This is a genomic window from Nesterenkonia sp. AN1 (assembly GCF_000582475.1).
Lineage (GTDB): Bacteria > Actinomycetota > Actinomycetes > Actinomycetales > Micrococcaceae > Nesterenkonia > Nesterenkonia aurantiaca.
The window spans coordinates 43,317-64,838 of the sequence record NZ_JEMO01000004.1; the positions used below are offsets into that span (position 1 = coordinate 43,317).

The 21,522-nt window shown below is 65.7% G+C and carries 19 protein-coding genes, 1 pseudogene and 1 riboswitch; of the genes and pseudogenes, 10 read left to right on the forward strand and 10 right to left on the reverse strand.

What is annotated here, in order from left to right:
- Nucleotides 1-24 precede the first annotated feature (24 nt).
- From BG28_RS02540 to BG28_RS02575, 9 genes and pseudogenes are all read left to right on the forward strand, one after another.
- Complete coding sequence (locus tag BG28_RS02540; RefSeq protein ID WP_200869281.1) at nucleotides 25-1,278, forward strand: ABC transporter substrate-binding protein; 1,254 nt, start codon at nucleotides 25-27, stop codon at nucleotides 1,276-1,278.
- Complete coding sequence (locus BG28_RS02545; RefSeq protein ID WP_200869282.1) at nucleotides 1,278-2,156, forward strand: ABC transporter; 879 nt, start codon at nucleotides 1,278-1,280, stop codon at nucleotides 2,154-2,156. The genes BG28_RS02540 and BG28_RS02545 overlap by 1 nt, the downstream gene beginning before the upstream one ends.
- Nucleotides 2,153-3,019, forward strand: a complete 867-nt coding sequence (locus BG28_RS02550) for an ABC transporter permease (protein WP_084479352.1) — start codon at nucleotides 2,153-2,155, stop codon at nucleotides 3,017-3,019. Before BG28_RS02545 ends, BG28_RS02550 begins: the two co-directional genes overlap by 4 nt.
- A pseudogene (locus BG28_RS16645) lies at nucleotides 3,016-3,440 on the forward strand (ABC transporter ATP-binding protein); the annotation flags it as partial. The gene BG28_RS02550 and the pseudogene BG28_RS16645, both read left to right, overlap by 4 nt.
- On the forward strand, nucleotides 3,441-4,061 hold the full coding sequence (locus BG28_RS16650) for a hypothetical protein (RefSeq protein WP_369797176.1): 621 nt from the start codon (nucleotides 3,441-3,443) through the stop codon (nucleotides 4,059-4,061).
- Between the two features lie 226 nt (nucleotides 4,062-4,287).
- Complete coding sequence (locus BG28_RS02560) at nucleotides 4,288-4,998, forward strand: Crp/Fnr family transcriptional regulator (RefSeq protein WP_036473914.1); 711 nt, start codon at nucleotides 4,288-4,290, stop codon at nucleotides 4,996-4,998.
- 59 nt (nucleotides 4,999-5,057) lie between these two features.
- Entirely contained in the window at nucleotides 5,058-5,600 is a 543-nt protein-coding gene (locus BG28_RS02565; protein ID WP_036473915.1) for a carboxymuconolactone decarboxylase family protein, read from the forward strand.
- A gap of 177 nt (nucleotides 5,601-5,777) precedes the next feature.
- Nucleotides 5,778-8,252: an ATP-dependent DNA ligase gene (locus BG28_RS02570; protein WP_036473916.1), complete on the forward strand. Its 2,475-nt coding sequence runs from the start codon at nucleotides 5,778-5,780 to the stop codon at nucleotides 8,250-8,252.
- An 87-nt stretch (nucleotides 8,253-8,339) separates the two neighbouring features.
- A complete protein-coding gene (locus tag BG28_RS02575; RefSeq protein ID WP_051500869.1) occupies nucleotides 8,340-8,816 on the forward strand; it encodes a pyridoxamine 5'-phosphate oxidase family protein in 477 nt (158 codons plus the stop codon).
- A 48-nt stretch (nucleotides 8,817-8,864) separates the two neighbouring features.
- On the opposite strand, the gene BG28_RS02580 is transcribed toward BG28_RS02575, so the two are convergent.
- From BG28_RS02580 to BG28_RS02610, 7 genes are all read right to left on the reverse strand, one after another.
- The gene (locus BG28_RS02580) at nucleotides 8,865-10,712 is read right to left on the reverse strand and encodes a DUF2075 domain-containing protein (protein WP_084479354.1); all 1,848 of its coding nucleotides are present in this window, start codon (nucleotides 10,710-10,712) and stop codon (nucleotides 8,865-8,867) included.
- Nucleotides 10,699-11,019 carry a nucleotide pyrophosphohydrolase gene (locus BG28_RS02585; RefSeq protein WP_036473918.1) on the reverse strand — a complete coding sequence of 107 codons (321 nt, stop codon included), beginning with the start codon at nucleotides 11,017-11,019 and terminating at the stop codon, nucleotides 10,699-10,701. The genes BG28_RS02580 and BG28_RS02585 overlap by 14 nt, the downstream gene beginning before the upstream one ends.
- Before the next feature lie 102 nt (nucleotides 11,020-11,121).
- Complete coding sequence (locus tag BG28_RS02590; protein WP_084479355.1) at nucleotides 11,122-12,894, reverse strand: ABC transporter ATP-binding protein; 1,773 nt, start codon at nucleotides 12,892-12,894, stop codon at nucleotides 11,122-11,124.
- Nucleotides 12,891-13,826, reverse strand: coding sequence for an ABC transporter permease (locus tag BG28_RS02595; protein WP_084479356.1), 936 nt, complete (start codon nucleotides 13,824-13,826; stop codon nucleotides 12,891-12,893). Before BG28_RS02595 ends, BG28_RS02590 begins: the two co-directional genes overlap by 4 nt.
- A gap of 19 nt (nucleotides 13,827-13,845) precedes the next feature.
- A complete protein-coding gene (locus BG28_RS02600) occupies nucleotides 13,846-14,883 on the reverse strand; it encodes an ABC transporter permease (RefSeq protein ID WP_051500870.1) in 1,038 nt (345 codons plus the stop codon).
- Between the two features lie 3 nt (nucleotides 14,884-14,886).
- Complete coding sequence (locus BG28_RS02605; protein ID WP_051500871.1) at nucleotides 14,887-16,602, reverse strand: ABC transporter substrate-binding protein; 1,716 nt, start codon at nucleotides 16,600-16,602, stop codon at nucleotides 14,887-14,889.
- A gap of 66 nt (nucleotides 16,603-16,668) precedes the next feature.
- A complete protein-coding gene (locus BG28_RS02610) occupies nucleotides 16,669-18,057 on the reverse strand; it encodes an LLM class flavin-dependent oxidoreductase (protein ID WP_036473931.1) in 1,389 nt (462 codons plus the stop codon).
- 66 nt (nucleotides 18,058-18,123) lie between these two features.
- Nucleotides 18,124-18,240: riboswitch (SAM riboswitch) on the reverse strand.
- Between the two features lie 228 nt (nucleotides 18,241-18,468).
- Between BG28_RS02610 and BG28_RS02615 the strand changes: the two genes are divergently transcribed.
- On the forward strand, nucleotides 18,469-19,002 hold the full coding sequence (locus tag BG28_RS02615; RefSeq protein WP_051500872.1) for a DUF805 domain-containing protein: 534 nt from the start codon (nucleotides 18,469-18,471) through the stop codon (nucleotides 19,000-19,002).
- A 24-nt stretch (nucleotides 19,003-19,026) separates the two neighbouring features.
- Here BG28_RS02615 and BG28_RS02620 read toward each other — a convergent pair whose 3' ends face one another.
- The 3 genes from BG28_RS02620 to BG28_RS02630 all read right to left on the reverse strand — a co-directional run bounded on the left by BG28_RS02620 (nucleotide 19,027) and on the right by BG28_RS02630 (nucleotide 21,520).
- A complete protein-coding gene (locus BG28_RS02620; RefSeq protein ID WP_051500873.1) occupies nucleotides 19,027-20,085 on the reverse strand; it encodes a hypothetical protein in 1,059 nt (352 codons plus the stop codon).
- Nucleotides 20,086-20,231: 146 nt separating this feature from the next.
- The gene (locus BG28_RS02625) at nucleotides 20,232-20,690 is read right to left on the reverse strand and encodes a hypothetical protein (protein WP_152539187.1); all 459 of its coding nucleotides are present in this window, start codon (nucleotides 20,688-20,690) and stop codon (nucleotides 20,232-20,234) included.
- 17 nt (nucleotides 20,691-20,707) lie between these two features.
- Complete coding sequence (locus BG28_RS02630) at nucleotides 20,708-21,520, reverse strand: SDR family NAD(P)-dependent oxidoreductase (RefSeq protein WP_051500874.1); 813 nt, start codon at nucleotides 21,518-21,520, stop codon at nucleotides 20,708-20,710.
- Between the last annotated feature and the right edge of the window lie 2 nt (nucleotides 21,521-21,522).

The window sequence follows — 21,522 nt, forward strand, 5'->3', positions numbered from 1 at the left end:
CCTACCCCAGACCAGAAGGACCCGATGACCCGGCACAGACCCCGCACCCGGACACAGAAGCACCTGATGATCCTCCCGTCCCTGGCAGCTGGCGCCCTGCTGCTCTCGGCCTGCGCAGGAGGTTCCGTGGCCGCGCCCGAGGAGTTCACCGACTTCGACGCCGTGCTGGACGCGGCCCAGGGCCAGACGGTGGACCTGTGGATGTACGGCGGTGATGAGCAGGGCAACACCTATGTCGATGAGGAACTGGCCCCGGCGGCGGAGGAGCTGGGCATCACGCTGCGCCGAGTCCCGGTGACCGACACTGCGGACGCGCTGAATCGGGTGCTCAATGAGCGGCAGGCCGGACGCGAGGACGGCTCCGTGGACCTGGTCTGGGTCAACGGCCCCACGTTCAGCACCGGGCGCCAGGCCGAGGCGTGGCGCTGCGGCTGGACCGAGATGCTGCCCAATATGGAGCACACCGACCCTGCGGACCCGCTGCTGAGCGATGATTTCGGGACCCCCGTCAACGGGTGTGAGGCTCCCTGGCACAAGGCGCAGTTCACCTATTTCTATGACTCGGAGGCCGTGGCCGAACCACCGGAGTCGCTGCCGGAGCTGATCGACTGGGCCGAGGCGAACCCTGGGCGATTCACCTACCCCGGGCCCCCTGACTTCACCGGCAGCGTTTTTCTGCGCGAGGTGATGATCTCCCAGGCCGGCGGCGCCGGGGAGATCCCGCTGGAGTTCAGCGCGGACAGCTTCGCGGAGCACTCCCCCGCCGCGATCGAGACCCTGGAGGAGCTGGCACCTTCGATCTGGCGCGAGGGCGCCACCTACCCACGGGACGAGCAGGCGCTGAACGAGCTCTTCAACGACCGCCAGATCGACATCGGGATGACCTACGGCCCGGCCCGGCTGACCGAACTCGTCGACTCCGGGGCGCTGCCTGCCTCCACGCGGGTGATGCCCATGGAGGAGGGCACGGTGGGCAACGCGAGCTTCCTCGCGATCCCGGTCAACGCGCAGGACACCGCCGGGGCGATGGCCGTGGCGAACCTCGCGCTCTCCCCTGCCCAGCAGGCGCTCAAGGCCGACCCTGAGGTGTGGGGCCAGTTCACCGTGCTCGACGTCGAGGGGCTGGACCCGGCGGACCGGTCACGATTCGAGGAGCTGCCCAGCTCCCCGGTGGTGCCCTCCTACCAGGAGCTGTCACGCAACGCTCACGCGGAGCTGGGCTTCGACTGGGTGCCTGCCCTGGATGAGGCGTGGCGAGAGTCCGTGGCCAGGCGCTGATGAGCGTTCCCTCAGGGCAGCGATCAGCCTCTCGGCGGGCGCTGCTGACCGCGGCCCCTGCCGTGCTGCTCGTGGTCCTGGTGATCGGCGCCGCCCTGCTGACGGCGCTGCTGCAGAGCCTGGGGTTCCTGCCCGTCTTCGGAGAGGCCAGGTTCAGCACCGAGGCGTGGGCCGACGGGGCGTCTCTGCTCGAGTCGGCAGGCGTGTCCCTCTACCTCGCGACGGCGTCCACGGCCCTCGCGCTCGTGGTCGGTTTTCTGATCGCCGCGTATGCGCTCACCGCGGGTCGCGGCGGCCGACTGGTGGCGGCGCTGAGTGCGGCCACCATCCCGATCCCGCATCTGGTGGCCTCCGGGGCCATCGGGCTGCTGCTCGCCGATGCCGGCTTCCTGGCACGCGTGCTGAGCATGCCCGAGGGGTTTCCGCAGCTGGTGGGTGATTCCTGGTGGGCCGCGGTGATTCTGGAGTTCGCATGGAAGGAGTCTGCCTTCGTCGCGCTGGTGGTCCTCGGCGGGATCGGCCGATCGGTGGGTGAGCTGACCGAGACCGCGGCGACGCTGGGCGCCTCAGCACGGCAGCGGATGCTGCACGTGATCCTTCCGCTGGCCCGGGTCCCCTTGGGCGTGGCCGGGCTGGTGGTGTTCGTCTACACCCTCGGCTCCTATGAGGCGCCCTGGCTGCTGGGGCAGGTGGCCCCGGAGCCGCTCTCGGTGCGCGCCGTGCGGCTCTTCGGATCCGTGGACCTGAGCTCCCGCCCGGAGGCGATGGCCACCGCGCTGACCTCCGTGGCGGTCGCGCTCGCCGTGATCGGGCTGGGACTGCTGCTGACTCGCCGCTCGAGACGACGCTCGAGAGCCCAGTCAGGAGTCAGCTCATGACCACGGTGACGAAGCCGGTCCCGAGCAGCCGCGTCCCCGAACGCAGGCCTCAGCCCAGCGCACGGCGAGCATCGGCTTCCGGGCGGCGAAGAATCCTGCCCGTCGTCCTGGGTGCGGCGCTGCTGCTCTGGATCCTGCTGCCCCTGGCCCCGGTGCTGCTGTGGTCTGTGGCCGGTCAGTGGCGGGCGCCCGCACCGCTGCCCGGCTCATGGTCGTCCCAGGCGCTGGAATCACTGCTGAGTCCCGAGATCCTCCAGGCAGGTCTGCGGTCCCTCGCGCTGGGCATGAGCGTCGCCGTCGCTGCCACGGCGCTGGGGGCACTGGCCGCGTTCAGCCTGCACAGGCTCCCGCGCACCCTCTCCCGGATCGTGGGGTTCCTTCTGCTGACCCCGCTGGCGATTCCACCCTTCGCTCTGGTCATGGGCGCCAATGTGCTGCTGCTCTCCGCCCGGGTCCCCACGTTTGCCGCCGTGCTGATCGTGCTCACGGTGACGGCCCTGCCCTACACGACCTACATGTTCAGCGTCGGGCTGGCCTCCTATGACTGGCGGTTCGAGGAGGTGGCACGCACTCTGGGGGCGTCTCGGATGCGGGTGATCCGCACGGTGCGGATGGCACTTCTGGCACCGGCGATCGCCCGTGCCGGCTTCCTGGCATTTCTGGTGGGCTGGAGCGACTACATCACCACGGTGCTCATCGGAGGTGGTCAGTTCCGCACGCTTCCGATGCTGCTGGGCTCCTCCGCGTCGAGCACCGGTGGTGAACAGCTCACCGCCGCGCTGTCCCTGGCGATGATCCTCCCGCCCGTCATGCTGCTGGCCTTCTTGGCCCGCTGGGGCGCCCGTGGAAGGATCTCGCCATGAGTTCGAGCCTGACCTTTGATGCGGTCTCGCACCGTTTCGGTGCCGAGGAGGTGCTGCGAGACATCACGCTCTGCGTGCCGGAGAGCAGCTGTGTCGCTCTGCTGGGAGCCTCCGGGAGTGGAAAATCCACGCTGCTGCGCATCGCCGCAGGGCTACTGGCGCCCTCGGCGGGGCAGGTGCGCATCGACGGGGAGGACGTCACCGCGGTGGAGGCTGAGAAGCGCGAGACCGGCTGGTGTTTCAGCGGCCGCTGCTGTTCCCACATCTGAGCGTGGTGGACAACGTGGCCTTCGCCTCCCGCATGGCCGGAGGCTCCAAGGCGGAGTCGCGGCGTCAGGCGCGGGAGTATCTGGAGCTGGTCCAGCTGGCCGACTATGCCCAGCGCATGCCGGGCCAGCTCTCCGGCGGGCAGGAGCAGCGCGTGGCGCTGGCCCGCGCTCTGGCGCGCCGACCGCGCATCCTGCTGCTGGACGAGCCATTCAGCTCACTGGACCTTGGGCTGCGCGAAGACATGTACGAGCTCCTCGAGACCATCCGCGAGCAGCTTCGCCCCACCATCGTGCTGGTCACCCACGACCGGCGTGAGGCGTCGGTCCTGGCCGACACCATCGCGGTGCTCGAGCACGGCGAGATCCTCCAGCACGCCCCCGTCGCCCAGATCCATCACCAACCAGCCTCTCCGGCGGTCAATCGCATCCTGGGCGGGCTCAATGAGGTTCTCGGCGTCGTCCGCGCGGGGGTGCACCATTCTGCACTGGGCCGGATCACTGTCGCCCCAGACACTCCCGACGGCCCAGCCCTGCTGATGCCCCGACAGGAATCGCTGCAGCTGACCGGCGCCGGTGAGGCCCCCGCCCGAGGAACTGTCACCCAGATCAGACCCTCCGGTGCGCACACCCTGGTGCGCGTCACGCTGGACGCAGCTGCAGATCAGGAGCCGGTCGACGTGGCCGTCGAGGTCACCGGGACCCCGAGGCTGAGCCGCGGGGACACCACCGGGGTGGGCCTGCGCGGGACCGCGGGATGGGTGGTTCCGCTCTGAGCCGGTGGCCATCGTGCCTGTGCGCGAGTGTGGGCTGGATTGCAGACCTGCGCTCGACGACGCCCCTACGGTGGTCAGTGCAGCCGAGACACGGTGCCGCCGAAGTTGAAGGAGGGAGCAGGAGATGTCCATCATGGAGACACCCAGCGCATGCGTGCATCACCTCACCCATGCCTCAACATGCGGTGACCAACCATGGTCTCCGCAGCGACGGGAGAGAGACCCCTTGAGCTTCGCCACCGATGACTTCACCTGCCTGGAGGAGGTGGACCTGTTCGCTGACCTCAGCCCTGCCGAGATGGAGGGACTGGAACAGATGGTCCCGGAACGCCGTTTCGGCCCCGGGGAGCTGGTCTTCTCGCAGTCGGAACCAGTCAGTGCCCTGTTCGTGCTGAAATCCGGGCGTGTCCGGGTCTTCCGGGTCGCCGAGGACGGGAAGACGCTGACGCTGGCGATCCTGGAGCCGGGAGCGGTCTTCGGCGAGATGCTGCTGGTGGGTCAGCGGATGTATGAGAACTACGCCGAGGCCATCGAAGTCTCGGTCATCTGCCAGCTCACGGTGGAAGACGTGGAGCGGCACCTGATAGCGGACCCCCGCATCGCGCTGCGGATCGCGAAGCTCCTCGGTGACCAGGTGGCCCGCCTGGAAGAGCGGCTCACCGACCTGGCGCTGCGTCCCCTGGCGGCCCGTGCCGCCAAGACGCTGCTCACCCTGGCCGAGTCCGCCCCCACCACCGCGCTCAGCGCCCGACTGGGGCACGGCGGCACCATCCGCATCACGCATGAGCAGCTCGCCGGGCTGCTCGGAGCCACCCGTGAGGGGACCAGCAAGGTCCTCTCGGAGTTCGCCGCGCAGGGGTACATCCGGCAGGCCCGCGGACGCATCACCGTCAAGGATCCGCAGGGGCTGCGGTCCACCGCCAGAACGACCTCCTAGATTCTTCCGCCGCCCACACCTATCGGGTGGCGGGATCCGCACAAGAGAAAGGCATCACTTTGACACGAGCCGCTGTACAGACCGTCGAGACCGCACCCGAGAGCGTCCAGCCTGAGTTGAAGGACCTGGAGCAGAAGTTCGGCAAGGTCCTGAACATCCATGGGGCGATGGCGTCCTCACCGGTGGCGCTGCAGACCTACATCGCCATCCAGCAGGTCATCGCGGACTACGGAACGTTCGACGCACAGACCCGGGAAGCCATCGCGCTGGCCGTGGGCAATGTCAATGACTGCACCTACTGCCAGTCCGCCCACACCCAGGGCGCCAAGGGTGCCGGACTCAGCGAGGAGCAGACCGTGGCCATCCGTCGCGGCGAGGTCGACTTCGACCCGAAGCTGCATGCTCTGCTGGAGGTGGCCCGCGAGGCGACCGCGGAGAAGGGCAATGTCCAGGACGCCACCTGGCAGGCCGCGCTGGATGCCGGATGGAGCACCGAGGAGCTGACCGAGCTCTCCAGCCATGTGACGGTGAACCTGTACACCAACTACTTCAACCACATGGTGAAGACCGAGCTCGACGTCCCGGCCGCACCCTCGCTGTAGCCTGCGGCGGCGCAGCTTGCGGGAACGCAGCGCTGGACCGCTCGTAGCCTGAGGCTGACTGGTGGCGGGCGCCGCGAACTTCGGCGCCCGCCACTGGCGTGCTGTGGGCAGGGTCTGCGCCATCCGTCACCACGAAGCGCCCAGCCAACACTCAGCCTCCCCCACCAGGGTTGACCCATGGCGAGCAAGCAGCAGACTGTCACCGTGGGTGGCCACCAGCTGCGGCTCTCCAACCTGGACAAGGTCCTCTTCCCCGCCTCGGGCACCACCAAGGGCGAGGTCATCCACTACTTCCAGACCGTCGCGGACGCGATGCTCCCGCACACCAGGAACCGTCCGGCCACCCGGAAGCGCTGGCCCGACGGCGTGGGCACCGCGGACAAGCCCAGCGAGCCGTTCTTCCGCAAGAACTTGGAGGACTCCGCCCCGGCCTGGGTGCCGCGCCAGGAGCTGGAGCACTCCGATCACAGCAACATCTACCCGCTGGCGAATGAACCCGCCGTGCTGGCCTGGTTCGGACAGGTGGGCGCGCTGGAGATCCACGTGCCGCAGTGGCGCTTCGGCAAGAACGGCGAACCGCAGAACCCGGACCGTTTGGTGCTGGACCTGGACCCCGGACCAGGCGCGGACCTCAGCGCCTGCGCGCAGGTGGCCCGCTGGTGCCGCGAGATCCTTGATGAGATGAACCTGCCCTCGCTCCCGGTCACCTCCGGCTCCAAGGGCATCCACCTCTACGCCGCGCTGAACGGGACCTACACCTCGGAACAGGTCTCCCAGGTGGCCCATGAGCTGGCCAAGGCGCTGGAGACCGATCACCCGGATGCGGTGGTCAGCGATATGAAGAAGTCCCTGCGCCAGGGCAAGGTGCTCATCGACTGGTCGCAGAACAACCGGAACAAGACCACCATCGCCCCCTACTCGCTGCGCGGGCGACCCGGCTCACCGGAGGGTCCATATGTGGCCGCACCGCGGACCTGGGAGGAGCTCGACGACCCCAAGCTCACCCAGCTGGACATGCACCAGGTGACGCAGCGCCTGGCATCCGGCACCGATCCGCTGGCGAACTTCAGCTCCGACTACGACGCCCCGGACGGCCTGCCCTCCACGCACGACGCGCTGACCACCTACCGGTCCATGCGCGATGCGGCCAAGACCCCGGAACCTGTCCCCGCAGACTCCCCCGCGACGCGGGGAGATGCCCCGATCTTTGTGGTCCAGGAGCATCACGCCACCGCGCTGCACTATGACACCCGCCTGGAGCGCGACGGCATCCTGGTCTCCTGGGCGGTGCCCAAGGGCCCGCCACTTGACCCCAGTGAGCAGCACCTGGCGGTGATGACCGAGGACCATCCGATCGAATACGCCGTGTTCGAGGGCACCATCCCGAAGGGCGAGTACGGCGGCGGCGAGGTCACCATCTGGGACACCGGCACCGTGGAGATCGAGAAGTGGGAGGAGCGCAAGATCCGGTTCATCCTGCATGGTCAGCCCGACGGCGGCCTGGGCGGGGTGCCGCGGCGCTACGCCCTGGTCAACACCAGCAAGGGCAAGGACAACGGCAAGAACTGGCTGATTCGGCTCACCAAGAACCAGCCAAGTTCAACCAGGTCTGCGCGGCCCGAGGCCGAGAAGAAGCCGTCCGAATCCCCGTCGAAGCCTTCCACACCCAAGGCCGAGCGGAAGTCCGGGCGGAGGCCCAGCCCGATCCCTGATCCGCTCCCCTCTGCCATGTTGGCCAGTCCCGGGCAGCCTGCGAACATCCGCGGCTCCGGGTGGGTGTTCGAAGGCAAGTGGGACGGGTACCGCGCCATCGCCGCAGTCCACGACGACGGACGCGTGGAGATCCGCAGCCGCAACGGCAAGGACTTCAGCAAGACCTTCCCAGAACTCGAAGAACTCACCGACCTGGTCCCACCGGGCACCGTGGTCGACGGCGAGGTGGTCGCCCTGAACTCGGGCAGCAGGCCGGACTTCGGACTGCTCCAGCGCCGCGGAAAACTGACCAAGGCCAAGGAGATCGAGCAGACCGCAAAGCAGATCCCCGTGCACTTCATGGTCTTCGATGTGCTGCACACCGCGGAACAGGGCGACCTCGCCAAGAAGCCCTACCGGGAACGGCGGGAGCTCTTGGAGCATCTGGCGAAGAACGGCACGCACGTCCAGGTCCCTGGCGACCTCGGTGACTCGCTGGAGGAAGCGATCGAGGTCAGTTCGGAGCTCAAGCTCGAGGGCGTGGTGGCCAAGCGGAAAGACAGCGTCTACCGTCCCGGACGTCGCTCGGATGACTGGGTGAAGCTCAAGCATGAGAACCACGCCGATGTGGTGATCATCGGTTGGCGCCAGGGCAAGGGCGGCCGCGCGAAGACCTTCGGCTCGCTGCTGCTGGGTATGGAGGACGAGGAGGGCGAGCTGCACTACGCCGGGCGGGTCGGCACTGGCTTCAGCGACGTCGACCTCACCGACATCCGCGCCCAACTGGAGAAGATCACGCGCAAGTCTCCCCCGGTGGATGATGTCCCCCGTGAAGATGCCTCCGACGCCACCTGGGTCACTCCGAAGCTGTCTGCGGAGGTCCGGCATTCCGGTTTGACCAGGGACAACCGGCTGCGCCACCCCACGTGGCGAGGAGTGCGGATGAACAGCGGGCCCTGACTTAGCTCAGCGCTGAAGCGCTGTACAGAGGAACCACGATCCGTAGACTGCCTAACGAGAAGCTCATACCCAACACAGGAGAACGATATGACTGATATGACTGCCAACGAGCTCGTCAAGAAGCTCAACAGCATCGGCACCTGCATGTTCACCACGGTGGACCAAAACCACCGCATCGTCTCCCGCCCCATGGGCGTCACCGAGATCGACGACCAGCACAAGTTCTGGTTCTTCACCCCGCTGAACTCGGACAAGGTTGAGGACATCATCGGTGAGGGCGAGGTCAACCTCGGCTTCGTGGACAGTCACACCTGGGTCTCCATAGCGGGCAGCGCCCAGATCATCGACGATCTCGAGCGCAAGAAGGAGCTGTGGGACCTCGGTCCCAAGGCCTACTTTGAGGGTGGCCCCGAGGATCCCAACGCCGTGCTCATCGAGGTAACTCCCGAGACCGCCCAGTACTGGGAAGGCCCGGGGAAGGCTGCCGCCCTCGTGAAGATGGCGAAGGCTTCGCTATCCTCGGAGACCCCGAACATGGGCGACCAGGGGCGCGTGGAGCTGTAAGCAGCCACTAATGACTCGGGGCGGGGAACTTGGGTTTCTCGCCCCTTCTCATTCCCGAACCTCTTGCCGCTGCCGATCCCCCACGCCTGGAGCATCCGACGCGGATGGACCAATTGCCTTGCTAGGGGCTTTCCCAAGATCGGGTCTAGAGTTCCCCGGCCTGACTTGGGTGAAGTAGGGGGCGAGATACTCACGAAGGTCGGGATCACAGACGTACACGTACGTTCCCTTGATTCCTCGGGTGAGCAGTACCCCGTAGATGTTTATGACGTACTCAAGTAAGTCTTCATCGTTGAACTCAAGGCCAAGGCGGGGGTTATTCTCTTTCCCCTTCTTGTCGAAGTAGTTGGACCGATCGAAGACGATCCGTTGTTGCTCGGTATCGAACCTCAGGTCGGAGCCGATGATGACTCCCGCATAGTTCAGGTCGTATCCCTGAACCGTGTGGATCGATCCCACTTCATCGAGCGATGTACTCGAATTGATCCAATCCTTGGTGGTCCGATTCCACTGAAGTCCGTAGCCATCGAGCACGATGTCAGGAAGGCTCTTGTCCTTCTTGCTTCTCCATTCCCACGCGTAGCCGGCGACCAGACGAGCGAGTCCGTGCTCAGCATCCCGTTCCCGAATCCGATCGTGCATCACTTGAAGCTCATAGAACATCTCGATCTCGTAGTCGGCGAACTCATCCGATCCCGGCGCTTCGGATCGCAGTATGGCGCGAACGTAGTCGATGTAGCCGCGTCCAGCTTGGACTCGCATCTGCGAGTGAAGCTCATGGTGCCTGTCCGCTGACTTGGCAACTTCCAGCAGCGACTCCCACGAAGAGCGAGGGATATCTGCAGGCCTCACACTCTGTGCACCATCCAGGAACAAGATCTGATGATCACTCTTCTGCTTGATCCAATCCAGCTGCGTGTAGTGACTCTCGTCGTGTCCGAAGAGCTTCTGATTGATCTCGGTGAAGCGCGTGTTCTGGCTTGCGGATGGCTGGTTGGCCCGCTGGTTCAACCGGTGCGCTTCGTCAACGACCAGGACATCGAAGTGCTTCTCGGACTCCCCTACCGCAAATGGGTCAAGCACCATCGAACGCTCCAAGTAAGGCGTGTGCTTGAAAACCTCAGCCACCGAGGCTCGAAGGGACTGCTGTGGAACGACGAAACCGATCGAGAGCGCACTCAAGCGTTCTCGATTGCCTTCTGTGAAAAACTCTGCGAATCGCGAGTCCGAGTCATCGATAGTCGTGTCCAGCTCGGCATCTTCTGCAGTTCCGATATCAGCCAGGAGCTTCATCAAGTAGATGGCCACGACGGTCTTGCCTGTACCTGGATCCCCCTGCACGACGATAGGGACATCGTGCCCTTGACCAGGTACCCGTCCCAGAAGGTCTCGCAGGATGTCCTCGACGGCCACGGCTTGCTCCGGAGTGAGGGCCTTGAATGGAGACAGCTTGAAGAGGTCGTCGTTCTGGATCTCTGGCAGTGACCGCTCGAAGATACCTTTGCTCCGGAGGTCCTCGAAGATCTCCTGGAAGGTCTCGCGATATTTGGCTCGATCGAAGTAGTCTCCGTTAACTATGCCCTTGTTTCGATTGAGCAAGACATAGCGATCGTCACCGCCGAGGTATTCGATCAGGAAAGCTTCGAGGTCCAGCGCGGCGGACTTGTTGAAGGTGTCATCGAGGATGATCTGGACGTGCTGCATTGCGTCCTTCGCGCCTGACGCGAGGTGTTGGCGGATCCGGGAGGCGACGTTCCGTGACTCACCGACGTAGATCGATCGCTCATTCCGAAGCGTGTAGACGGCAGGCCAGTTCCCATACCTCTCGTCAGCGTCAGAGAGGATCGAGACCGCGCCTTTCGCGAAAGGGTAGGACCGAATCTCAAAGCTGGTCATACTTGGTGCTCTTCCCTCGCGACTTCTCCACCGGGTACTTGTCTCGGGTCAATCGAAGCTTATCGAGGACCACCTCATCAGGATCCCAACCCATTCGATCCGCCAACAGGTACGCATAAGTGAGCACGTCAGCGAGCTCAGTCCGAACCAGATCAGGGTCCACCTTGTTGTTCCACTGCACGCATTCCAGAAGTTCGCCAGATTCGATGGCGATGCTTTTGATCAAATTTTCTGGACTATGGAACTGGGCCCATTCGCGTTCGGCAACAAGAATCCTGAGTTCACCCTTGACATCTGACAACGACATATCGCCACGCTACCTCTTCGTGTGGATGAAGCGATGATTGTCCAACCGAAGATACGCCCTGGGTACATTCCATGCTCAGAATGAGGGCAACCCTTGGCCTAATCAGCGGCCGCGCGGCGTGTGAGCGGTCATCGTCTGCAGTGAGTTCAGCAGCTCCTGGGTGTACGGGTGCGCCGGTGCGTGGAAGATCTGCTCAGCGTTCCCGTACTCCACTGCTTCCCCGTCCTTCATCACCAGGATGTGGTCACTCATGTGGTGGATCACGCCCAGGTCATGGGAGATAAACACGTAGGTGGTCCCCAGCCGTTCCTGCAACTCGGTGAGCAGATCCAGCACCTGGGCCTGGACCGAGACGTCCAACGCTGACACGGCCTCATCCAGCACCACCACATCGGGCTCCGGCGCCAGTGCACGGGCGATGGACAACCGCTGGCGCTGCCCGCCGGAGAGCTGCAGCGGGTGTTTGGCGAGATGTTGCGGGTCCAGCCCGACCAGACCCACCAGTTCCTCGGCCCGATCCCGCAGCTGGGCACGCTGCCGGCGGCGAGCGCCGAAGGCGATGCCGTCCGTGGCAGGTTCCAGCGCATCGGTGAGGATCTGTTCGGCGCTCCACCGCGGATCGAAGGAGCTCAGCGGGTCCTGATAGACCACGGTCACGTCGCGCCGGCGGCTGCGCCGCCCGGACACTCCCAACTCGCTCCATGGCTTCCCGTTCAGCAACACGGACCCGGAATCAGGCTGGAGGAAGCCCAGGGCGATGGATGCGGTGGTGGATTTTCCCGAGCCGGACTCCCCCACAATCCCCAGGGTCTGACCCGCTCGGACGTCGAAGGAGACGTCCTTGACCACAGTGCGAGTGACGCCATCGGGACCGCGGAAAGACTTGGTCAGACCCGTGGCCTCCAGCACCGGGGGTGCGTCCGCCACTTCGTGGGTTCGCACCGGGGAGGTATTGAGGGCTACCGAGGCATGCTCACGCTTGGCCGAGGTCAGGTACTCACCCTTGGTGACGCCGGAGGGGACGGCGTCCAACAGCTGCCTGGTGTACTCATGCTGCGGGTGGTTGAGCACGTCCTCCGCGGTGCCCTGCTCGACGATGTGCCCGCCCTGCATCACCAGGACTCGATCGGCGAGGCGTCCGACCACGGAGAAGTCGTGGCTGATCAACAAGATGGCGGTCCCGGAAGCCTTGCGCTGCGCCAGGAGGTCCAGCACCTGGGCCTGCACGGTCACGTCCAGGGCGGTGGTGGGTTCGTCGGCCACCAACAGCGGAGGATCATTGGCGATCGCTGAAGCAATCAGGGCCCGCTGGCGCAGACCTCCGGAGAGCTCTCCGGAGCGCTGCCTGGCCCTCATCTCGGGTTCCGGCACGCCCACCGCCTCGAGGAGCTCGATCACCCGTTCCCTGCGCTGAGCCGCCTTGCCGACTCCGTGCAGCCGCAGCGACTCGCCGATCTCGGCGCCGATGGTGCGCAACGGGTCCAGGGAGACGAGCGCATCTTGGAGGATGAAACCGATCTGCGCCCCGCGGATCCTGCGCCACTGCGCGTCGGTAGTGCGCTGGATGTCGCGTCCGTCCACGCTGGCACGGGTGGCTTGGATATGCGAGTTGGGCCCGGTCAGACCGATGAGGGTGCGGGCAGTCACGGATTTGCCGGACCCAGATTCCCCGATCACCGCCACGCATTCACCTGGGTTGATATCCAGTGAGAGGTCGTGCACCACGTGGTGAGCCGCGCCGGCAGCATCGGTGAACCAGACGTTGAGATCCTCCAGCGTCACCAGCGACGCCTCTGCGGGGGCAACGTCTGGCGCGGTGTCGGGGCGGATGCGGGAAGTGGTCTCGATATCGGGGTTGATGACAGTCGTGGTCATGTCTGTGATCCTTCCAAGGCGGATTCGAGGTGCTTGCCCAGAATCGTGGCGGTCAGTGCAGTGGCGAGCACGGCCAGGCCGGGCAGGATTTCCAGCCACCAGGCCTCGGTGATGTAGGGGCGGCCAGCTTCGAGCAGCGCACCCCATTCCGGCGACGGCGGGGCCACGCCGAAGCCGAGGAAGGCCAGTCCGGAGGCCCAGACGATCGATTGGCCGATGCCCAGGGTCAAGATCGCCAGCAGCGGACGAAGCGCATTGGGCAGGATGTGTCGGTTCAGGATCCGCCAGGGTGAATGTCCCAGCGCCTCGGCGGCCTGCACGTATCCCGAGTGGCGCACGGCGAGGATCTGTCCGCGCACCATCCGGGTGTAGCCGGGAGCGGTCCCCAGCCCAACCGCAAGGATCAGCGTGGGTGCCGAGGGCCCATAGACGGTGATGAACACCATGGCCAGCAGCAGCGTCGGGAACGCGAAGAAGACATCGAGGCCACGGCCGATGAAGGCGTCCGCCCATCGCCCGCCCAATCCGGCCCAGGCGCCGAATATCACGGCAAGACCGACCCCGATCCCAGTGGCGCCCAGGCCGATCAGCAGCGACTGTCCCGCCCCGTGAACCATCCGGGAGTACAGGTCACGCCCGGACTGATCGGTGCCGAACCAGTGCTCCCAGTTCGGTGACGCCAAGGGTGCCTCGAGCCTGATGGCACGGGGATCGTGGGTGGCCAACAGCGACGGCGCGAGGCTGGCGATCAACAAGACCAGCGCGAAGACCGCGGCGATCCAGACGGTGAGCGGGACCTGACGGAGCCGGCTCTTGGGTCTGCGGGACTGCAGCGAGGAGTACAGCTGGGAGGCCACCGTCGTCGGCTTCTGGGTTGTCGAATGCTGGGTCGGTGACCGCTGGTCTGCGGGACCGTTGAGTGTGGTGGTCATTGGTTACTCCAGTTCTGACTCAGTGAGTCAGTTTCAGGCGCGGATCAACAAGGACGTAGGCGGTGTCCACCACCAGGTTTGCGATGACGTAGATGAGCGCCACGAGCATCACGACGCCGCAGACCACCGGCAGGTCACGCCCGTTGACGGCATCGACCAGCACTCCCCCAAGGCCTGGCCGGGAGAAGACGTTCTCCGCGATCACCGCCCCCGAGAAGAGAGAGCCGATGGCCCAGCCGGTCAGAGTCAGACCAGGCAGCAGCGCGTGGCGCAGCACGTGCCTGATCCGCACCCCGGTGTCGCTCATCCCGCGAGCCCGGGCGGTGAGGACGAAGGGTTCGTCCAGCGTGCGTTCGAACTCGGCGCGCATGGTCTGGCCTAGGAAGCCGGCCAACGGGAGGCCCAGGGTCAGGGCGGGAAGGACCAGTCCGAGGGGTCCCTCTCCCCCGACCACCGGGAAGAGTCCCAGGCCGAGGGCGAAGACCACCAGCAGGATGATGCCCAGCCAGTACTGGGGCAGCGCAGCGGCGGCGGCTTCGAGGCCGGAGAACAACCGGGACACCCAACCCACCCGGCGAGCCGTCAGCACCAGCAGCACCAGCGCGATGACCCAGGCGACCACCAGGGAGGAGAAGGTCAGGATGACGGTCGGCGCGATCTGGTCCCCGATGACCGTGGTGACCGGCTGCAGCAGCTGGTAGGAGACGCCGAGATCTCCACGGAGCAGACCGCCCAGGAAGCTCAGGTACTGGACGAGAAGCGGGTCTGTGAATCCGAACATCTCATTGATCGGTGCCAGCTCCTCTGCGGAGCGTTCCTGGACCTGACCCGTCTGCTGGTTCAGCAGCATGGTGGCCCGATCTCCCGGCAGAAGCGCCTGCATCAGAAAGGTCAGGGAGGCGGCTGCCCAGACGACGAAGGCGGCCCCGCCGAGCTTGCGCAGGATCAGCGAGACCACGAGTCTCGGATCGGTTCTCTGACGTGGGGAGACGGGAGTCGGATCAGCGGTGGTGGCCTGGTATGGCTCGGTGGTGGCGCTGAGTGGCGGAACAGTCATGGGTCAGCCCTCTTCTTCGGTGACGGATTCTTCAGCGCGGAAATAGGCGTCGTGGAAGACCGGTGAGCCCTGGGACTCCTCGAGCCAGACGTCACTGAGCTCATCGGAGACGGCGATGGTGTTGGTCTGGGTGTAGAGCCCGATGGCCGGGGCGAGCTCGCTGAGTTCGTGCTGCGCCTGGGAGAAATGCTTCGTGACGTCCTCCGACGTCGGAGCCTGCAGCGCCTCTTGGATCGTTGCGAAGACTCCTTCATCCACCAGGAACGTGGTGTTGGCCCCATTGGGCTGATCCTCGGTGCCTGGCCGGTAGTTGATGTTGAGGATGCCGGCGTGTGGTGAGGTCCAGTAGCCGACCTGGGCGTCATAGGCATCGGGGCCGGAGAATGCGCCGGAGGAGTTCTCTGAGGGAGTCAGCGGGCGCAGCTGGATGTCGAAGCCGGCATCGCGGGCCTGCTCCTGGAAGTTCTGGATCGCGGTGTTTCCGTCGGGGGTGACGATGGTGTTCAGTCCGTAGGTGAACACCACTTCGAGCCGTTCCCCGGCTTTGAGTCTGGTGCCGTCCTCAGCGCGCTCGGTCCAGCCGGCCTCGTCCAGGAGCTCATCGGCGCGGTCCAGGTCGAAGGGGTACTCGGTGGCCGCGTCGACGTCGTAGTCCGGGGTGCTCTGGGAGAGGTATCCGCTGGGCTCGAAGGGGACCGTGCCCAGGAATGCCGACTCGATATTGGCTTCCCGATCGGTTGCGAAGCTGAGCGCCTGGCGGACCTGCTGATCGGCGAAGGCGCCCTTCTCGGTGTTCAGGTTGATCACCACCGGACGCCCCGGGGTGATGTACTGCTCGAAGTCGAACCGTTCCCGGGCCTGTGCGATGTTGACCGCCGGCACCTCTCCGATCACGTCGCTCTCCTCGGAGAGCAGCGAGCCGTAGCGCGAGGTGTTGTCAGGGATGAAGCTCCACCGGATGCCCTCCACGTACGCCGGGCCCTGGTGCTTGGCGTTCGCGGGGGCGGAGTTGTAGTCCTCGTTGCGGACGAACTCGAGGTACTGGCCGCTCTCCCATGCCTGCACGGTGAAGGGTCCGGAACCGATCGGGGCCCTGCAGTTCTCCTCCTCGCTGCGGGTCTCCAGCGCGGTGGGCGACTGGATCCCGAAGTAGGACTGGGAAAGCGTCGAGAGGAACGGTGAGAACGGCGCGGAGAGGTGGACCTCCACGGTGTGCTCATCCACTGCGCTGGAGTCCTCGTAGAACCCGCCCAGGTGCGCGGCCGCGGTGCCGTTGCCGCCGTCGAGCCAGTGGTCGAAGTTATACGCCACGGCCTCAGCGTCCACCGGCGTGCCGTCGGTGAAGGACACGTCATCGCGCAGGGTCAGGGTCCAGACCAGCTGATCCTCCGAGACCTCCCAGTCGGTGGCGAGCCAGGGAACGATCTTGCCATCGGCGTCCTGTGAGACGAGCGAGTCCAGGATCTGGCGCGCAGTGAAGTTCTCCTGGATCCACCCGCCGTAGACGCACTTCGGCTCTTGGAGGTGTCCATATTCGATGATGCCGCCGGACTGAGGGCCGTCAGCGGGCTGCCGGTCGGCAACCTGTTCGGCGCTGACCAGGCCGGAGGTGCCACTGCAGGCGGTGAGTACGGTGGCGCTGAGGATCGCCGCAGCGCTGAGCGGGGTCCTGAATCTCTGTCTCTTTTTGGGTGCGTTCAGGTGGGGCGGGGTGGTCATGGTGCTCCTTCTCGGAGTGGTTCAAGCAGAGAGGACGTGGGCGCGAGTGGCCCGGGACGTCACAGATCAGACAGTCGCTGGGACCTGCGCGAAGGCTCCGCGGTAGCGGGCGCCGGGGTGGGTCGCGGGCAGCCGATCACGGCCGAAGAGCTTCTGCCGCAGCGTGCCCGGAGTGTATTCGCGCTGAGCCAGTCCGCGATCGCGCAGCACCGGCAGCACCTTCTCGGCGAACTCCTGGAAGGATCCGGGGATCACCCAATTGACGACGTTGACCCCGTCGATGCCGGCGGCCTGCCACGCCTCCAGCTGGTCAGCGATCTGCTCAGGCGTGCCGACGATCCGGTTGCTGCGGTTGGAACGCCAGGCGATATCCGCCACCAGCGGTTCACGATCGGTGATCGTCTTGGAAGCCCATTCGGTGAATCCGCGCCGGGTGTTGGTCTGCACGTCCTTCAGAGGCGTCTCGGGCGGGTAGACGCGTCCGTCGGGATCCACCAGGGCAGCATGCGCGAGGTAGCCGTCCAGCGAGACGAACTCTTCGGCTTCCTTGAGCTTTCGCTGCGCCTCTTCTTCGGTGTCACCGATGATGAAGCTCAGCCCCTGGAAGAACTTGATGTCCTCTGGGGCGCGTCCGGCTTCCACGGCCCGGGCACGGGTGTCTTCGATCTGCGCCTTGGCGACTTCTGGGTTCGGCGCCCCCAAGAAGACGGCTTCGGCGTTGCGTGACGCGAAGTCGCGACCAGAGACGGAGGAGCCGGCCTGGAACAGGACCGGGGTGCGCTGGGGTGAGGGTGAGGGCAGATGTGGGCCTTCCACCGAGTAGCGCTCGCCCTGGTGGTAGATCTTGTGCACCTTGGCCGGGTCTGAGTACCGGGATCCCGCGCGGTCGTTGATCACTGCACCCTCGTCCCAGGAGCCTTCCCAGAGCTTGTAGGTCACATCGACGTATTCGTCGGCCCAGCGGTAGCGCTCGGAGTGCTCGGTCAATCGCGGCATGCCGTAGTTGCGTGAGCCGTTGTCCTGCATCCCGGTGACGATGTTCCAGGCGATCCGACCCTTGGAGATGTGGTCCAGTGTGGAGATCTGCCGGGCGAACTGGAACGGGTGGGACTGGAAGACGTTGGAGGTTGTGGCCAGGCCGATGTTCTCCGTCACCACGGCGAGCGCGCCGAGCAGCACGGTTGGATCATTGGACGGGATCTGCAGGCCCTCGTTGAGGTAGACCGAGTAGTCGGCATCTGAGTCCCCGTAGTGGCCGGAGACGTCGGCGAAGAACATGGCGTCGAACTTTGCCGCCTCCAGGATCTTGGCCAGATTGACCCAGGTGTCCACATCGGTGAACTCCGTCTGGTGGGCATCCTCGCGCCGCCACTGGCCGTGATGGATGTGGCTGTTCGTGTTCATCACGAAGGCGTTGAAGTGCAGCGGAGTGGGGGCGGAGTTGCTGTCAGGCATGAGGTTTCCACGTCTCTTTCGGACCGTGGCACCGCGCAGCGTCCCGTGCTCGGGGCGGATGCGCAGGCACCGTACTTGCCCGGGACGGTTGTGACACCGGGCCGAATCATCACCTGGAGCACCCCACTACGGTGAGAGGGTTGCTGTCCGGACAGCCAGGGCTTTCGTCCGGAACTCGTGATTCCTTGGTTCAGCGTAGAACGCACTCATTCCAAGTGCAAGACTTGATCATATTTACTGACATATATCGACACGTTGAGGATGGGCTCCCTGCGACCGGAGTCGCACCCGGTCAAATCCCTGACTGACACTCAAACATCGAGCTCACCCGCATTCCACGGGTCTTCCCAGACCAGCGCGATGCACCGTAGGGTTGAACATACCTGAGCGTCGACACCGGAGTGAGTAACCGTGAGCAGCTACAGCACCGATCCATCCCAGACCACCCCCACCTCCGTTCCCCCATTAGATGAGCCGCTCTACGGCGCCACGCTGGGCCAAGCCGTGCGGCGCTTCTTCGGCAAGTACACGCACTTCAAGGGGTACGCCTCGCGCAGCGAATACTGGTGGGTGCAGCTCTTCACGAACGTCGTCACCGGCGTGATCTCGATCCCCTACCTGCGCACCTACGACCCCACCCTCGGACGCTTCGACCTGACGGAGGGCACCGGAAACGTCGAAGGCCTGGTCCTGGCGAGCGCGCTCGGCGCGTTCATCTGGGGCCTCCTGACGTTTATTCCGATGCTTGCACTGAGCTGGCGCAGGTTGCATGACGCGGGACTCCCAGGACCCACGTACTTCCTGGTGCTGATCCCCTTCGTCGGCCCAATCGTCCTTATAATCCTGATGATCCTGCCGACTCGGCCTGAGAAGCACATCCGAGCTTGGGAGTACCCGACGGAACCAGCACCCGAGGCCCAGAATGCAGGACGCACCCTCCCTTAGGCTCTCCGCCTCGTCAGTGAGACCTCAGGACTTCAGCAGCCGCTCCCGCTCGGCCTCCACGTCGTAGTCCGCGGCGGGCCAGCGCAGCTTCAGGTCTGAGAACGCTGCGATCAGCAGCTCCTGGACCGCCAGCCGGGAGTACCACTTCCGGTCCGCTCCGATCGCGTGCCAGGGGGCGTGGTCGGCGTCGGTGGCTTCCATGACCCGCGAGTAGAGCTCCTGATACGTGTCGAACTCGGCCCGCGCGTCGGCGTCGGAGGGGTCGTACTTCCAGTGCTTCTCCTTACGGTCCAGCCGGGAGACCAGCCGGTCCAGCTGCTCCTCCTGGGAGATGAGCAGCTTGACCTTGATGATGACGAAGCCCAGCCGGACCAGTTCGCGTTCGAAGAGGATCAGCGCCTCGATGCGACGCTCGATCTCTTCCGGGCTTTCGCTGCCGGTGATGCTGGGCACCAGCACATCCTCGTAGTGGGACCGGTCGAAGACGCCCACGAGACCTGGCCGCGGCAGGCGCCGGATGATGCGCTCCAGGTAATGCTCGCGCTGCTCCTCCGGGGTGGGTTTCCCGAATCCGGCCACCTCGATACCCATCGGGTCCATCGAGCTGACCACCTGCTTGACCACCCCGCCCTTTCCGGAAGCGTCCATGCCCTGCAGCACCAGCAGAATCCTCGGGCCACGGTCCAGGTTGTTCAGCGCAGTCTCCACCTCGGGTGAGAACAGCTCCTCGCGGCGGGCCTTCTCCTGCGGGGTCCGACGCGGAACCCGTCCGGCGATGGCCTTAGCGACCTCCCACTGGTCCGCCTCGGAGGCGGCGACCACATGGGCCCACATCAGCTCCTGCAGATCCGCGAGCATCGCCGAGCGTTCGGCGAGCGCCTCCTCCCCGTCGTCCTTCTTGCCCTTGAACCCGATCTTCTCGCGAGTCGGAACGTCTGCGAGCGTGAACGGGGATGGGTACTGGTTCACCCGCCAGAGCGTGCGGGGGTCGCCCTCGAACGGGGTCTTCTTCGCACCCTTGGGCCCGCGAACACCATTTAGCGGGACATCGAGCCGGTGGGCGTTGTTCTCATTCTTGGACACGGTGTCTCCTTGTGGCGGGTGACTTGCCGGCAGGCAGTGACGTCAGGGCGGACTACTAGGTTCATGCCTACCAGAGTTCACCTCCCTGGGAAACAACCCGGGATCAGTTCCTCGCCCCGGGAGGCCCCTGAGACGACGGCGGAGGTTCAGTCGACTCGGAGCGTCCAGGACTCCTCCGCGTCCTGGAGCACCAGCCGCTGCTCGACGCCGCCTGGATCCATCCGGATCCCGAGTGCCGCAACCAGCAACGTCGGCACCAACTGCGTGGAGGGGACCACCTGCGCGCCACCCTCGAGACTTTCCGTCCTGGCGGCAGGGAACATCTCCCGAGTCACGTGCACCGCGCGGTGATCCGGCGCGGTCTCCAGCGCGGACGTCACCGCCGAAGCGCTCACGCCCCGGGACACCAGCCATGCAGACACCTGATCCAGCAGCGCGAGCCCACTGGTGTGCACGGTGACCGGCCGCCCGGGCTGGGTCACGGTCCAGCCGACCCCGGTGGCTCGCACACTCAGCCCGGTTGCGACACCGGAGAGCAGGCGAGCCACCAGGGGTTTGGCGTGGGAGCTGGACAGGATGGGTCCGGCCCAGTCCTGCCGCGCCACGCCACAGCCGCCGCACATCAGAGCATCACGTCTCCGCTGTTCGGTCCCAGGGTCTGGCCCACGTAGATGTTGCCGCCCGGGGAGGAGGCCAGCATCACCGCGGTGGGCGCCACCTCGTCCACCGTGCCGAAACGGCCCAGGGGCAGCTCGGCGCGCTTCTGAATCTTCCAGTCCTCGCTGATCCCGGCGACCATCGGGGTCTCGATGGGCCCGGGGGCGATGGCGTTGACCAGCACCCCGTCGCCGGAGACCTCCCGGGCCAGGGATTTGGTCATCGCGATCACCCCGGCCTTGGCTGCGGCGTAGTGCGCCATCCCAGACCCGCCCTTCTGCCCGAGCTGGGAGGCCACGTTGATGATCCGCCCGTCGCCGCGTTCGAGCATCCCGGCCAGCACCGCTCGGTTGAGCAGGAAGACGCTGGTCAGATCCACACTCAGCGTCTCCTGCCAGGTGGCCAGGCTCATCTGCGCCAAGGGAGATTCCGTGAGGATCCCGTGGCAGGTGACCAGGGTGTCGATCCGGCCCAGTGCCTCGATCGTCTCCGCCACCCCAGCGTCCACAGCCTCCTCGGAGGCGGCGTCGAAGATGATCGGCACGGTGTCTGCCACAGTGCCGTCGGCCCCAGTGCGGGCGTTCAATGCGGCGGAGACCTCGGTGACCCTCGCCGAGCGGTCGGCCAGCGCCACCCGGGCGCCAGCAGCACTCAGGTGGGCCGCGATAGCCTCCCCGATGCCGCTGGCTGCCCCGGCGACCAGGGCGGTGCGCCCGGCGAGGATGTTGCCGTAGTTCGGAATCCCGGCGCCCGGGATCTGCGCTACCTCAGTGCTCATCA

Coding starts and splice junctions, on each gene's coding strand:
- BG28_RS02540 (WP_200869281.1), top strand. CDS start 25: ATGACCCGGCACAGACCCCGCACCCGGACACAGAAGCACCTGATGATC.
- BG28_RS02545 (WP_200869282.1), top strand. CDS start 1,278: ATGAGCGTTCCCTCAGGGCAGCGATCAGCCTCTCGGCGGGCGCTGCTG.
- BG28_RS02550 (WP_084479352.1), top strand. CDS start 2,153: ATGACCACGGTGACGAAGCCGGTCCCGAGCAGCCGCGTCCCCGAACGC.
- BG28_RS02570 (WP_036473916.1), top strand. CDS start 5,778: ATGGCGAGCAAGCAGCAGACTGTCACCGTGGGTGGCCACCAGCTGCGG.
- BG28_RS02575 (WP_051500869.1), top strand. CDS start 8,340: ATGACTGATATGACTGCCAACGAGCTCGTCAAGAAGCTCAACAGCATC.
- BG28_RS02580 (WP_084479354.1), bottom strand. CDS start 10,712: ATGACCAGCTTTGAGATTCGGTCCTACCCTTTCGCGAAAGGCGCGGTC.
- BG28_RS02585 (WP_036473918.1), bottom strand. CDS start 11,019: ATGTCGTTGTCAGATGTCAAGGGTGAACTCAGGATTCTTGTTGCCGAA.
- BG28_RS02590 (WP_084479355.1), bottom strand. CDS start 12,894: ATGACCACGACTGTCATCAACCCCGATATCGAGACCACTTCCCGCATC.
- BG28_RS02595 (WP_084479356.1), bottom strand. CDS start 13,826: ATGACCACCACACTCAACGGTCCCGCAGACCAGCGGTCACCGACCCAG.
- BG28_RS02600 (WP_051500870.1), bottom strand. CDS start 14,883: ATGACTGTTCCGCCACTCAGCGCCACCACCGAGCCATACCAGGCCACC.
- BG28_RS02605 (WP_051500871.1), bottom strand. CDS start 16,602: ATGACCACCCCGCCCCACCTGAACGCACCCAAAAAGAGACAGAGATTC.
- BG28_RS02610 (WP_036473931.1), bottom strand. CDS start 18,057: ATGCCTGACAGCAACTCCGCCCCCACTCCGCTGCACTTCAACGCCTTC.
- BG28_RS02630 (WP_051500874.1), bottom strand. CDS start 21,520: ATGAGCACTGAGGTAGCGCAGATCCCGGGCGCCGGGATTCCGAACTAC.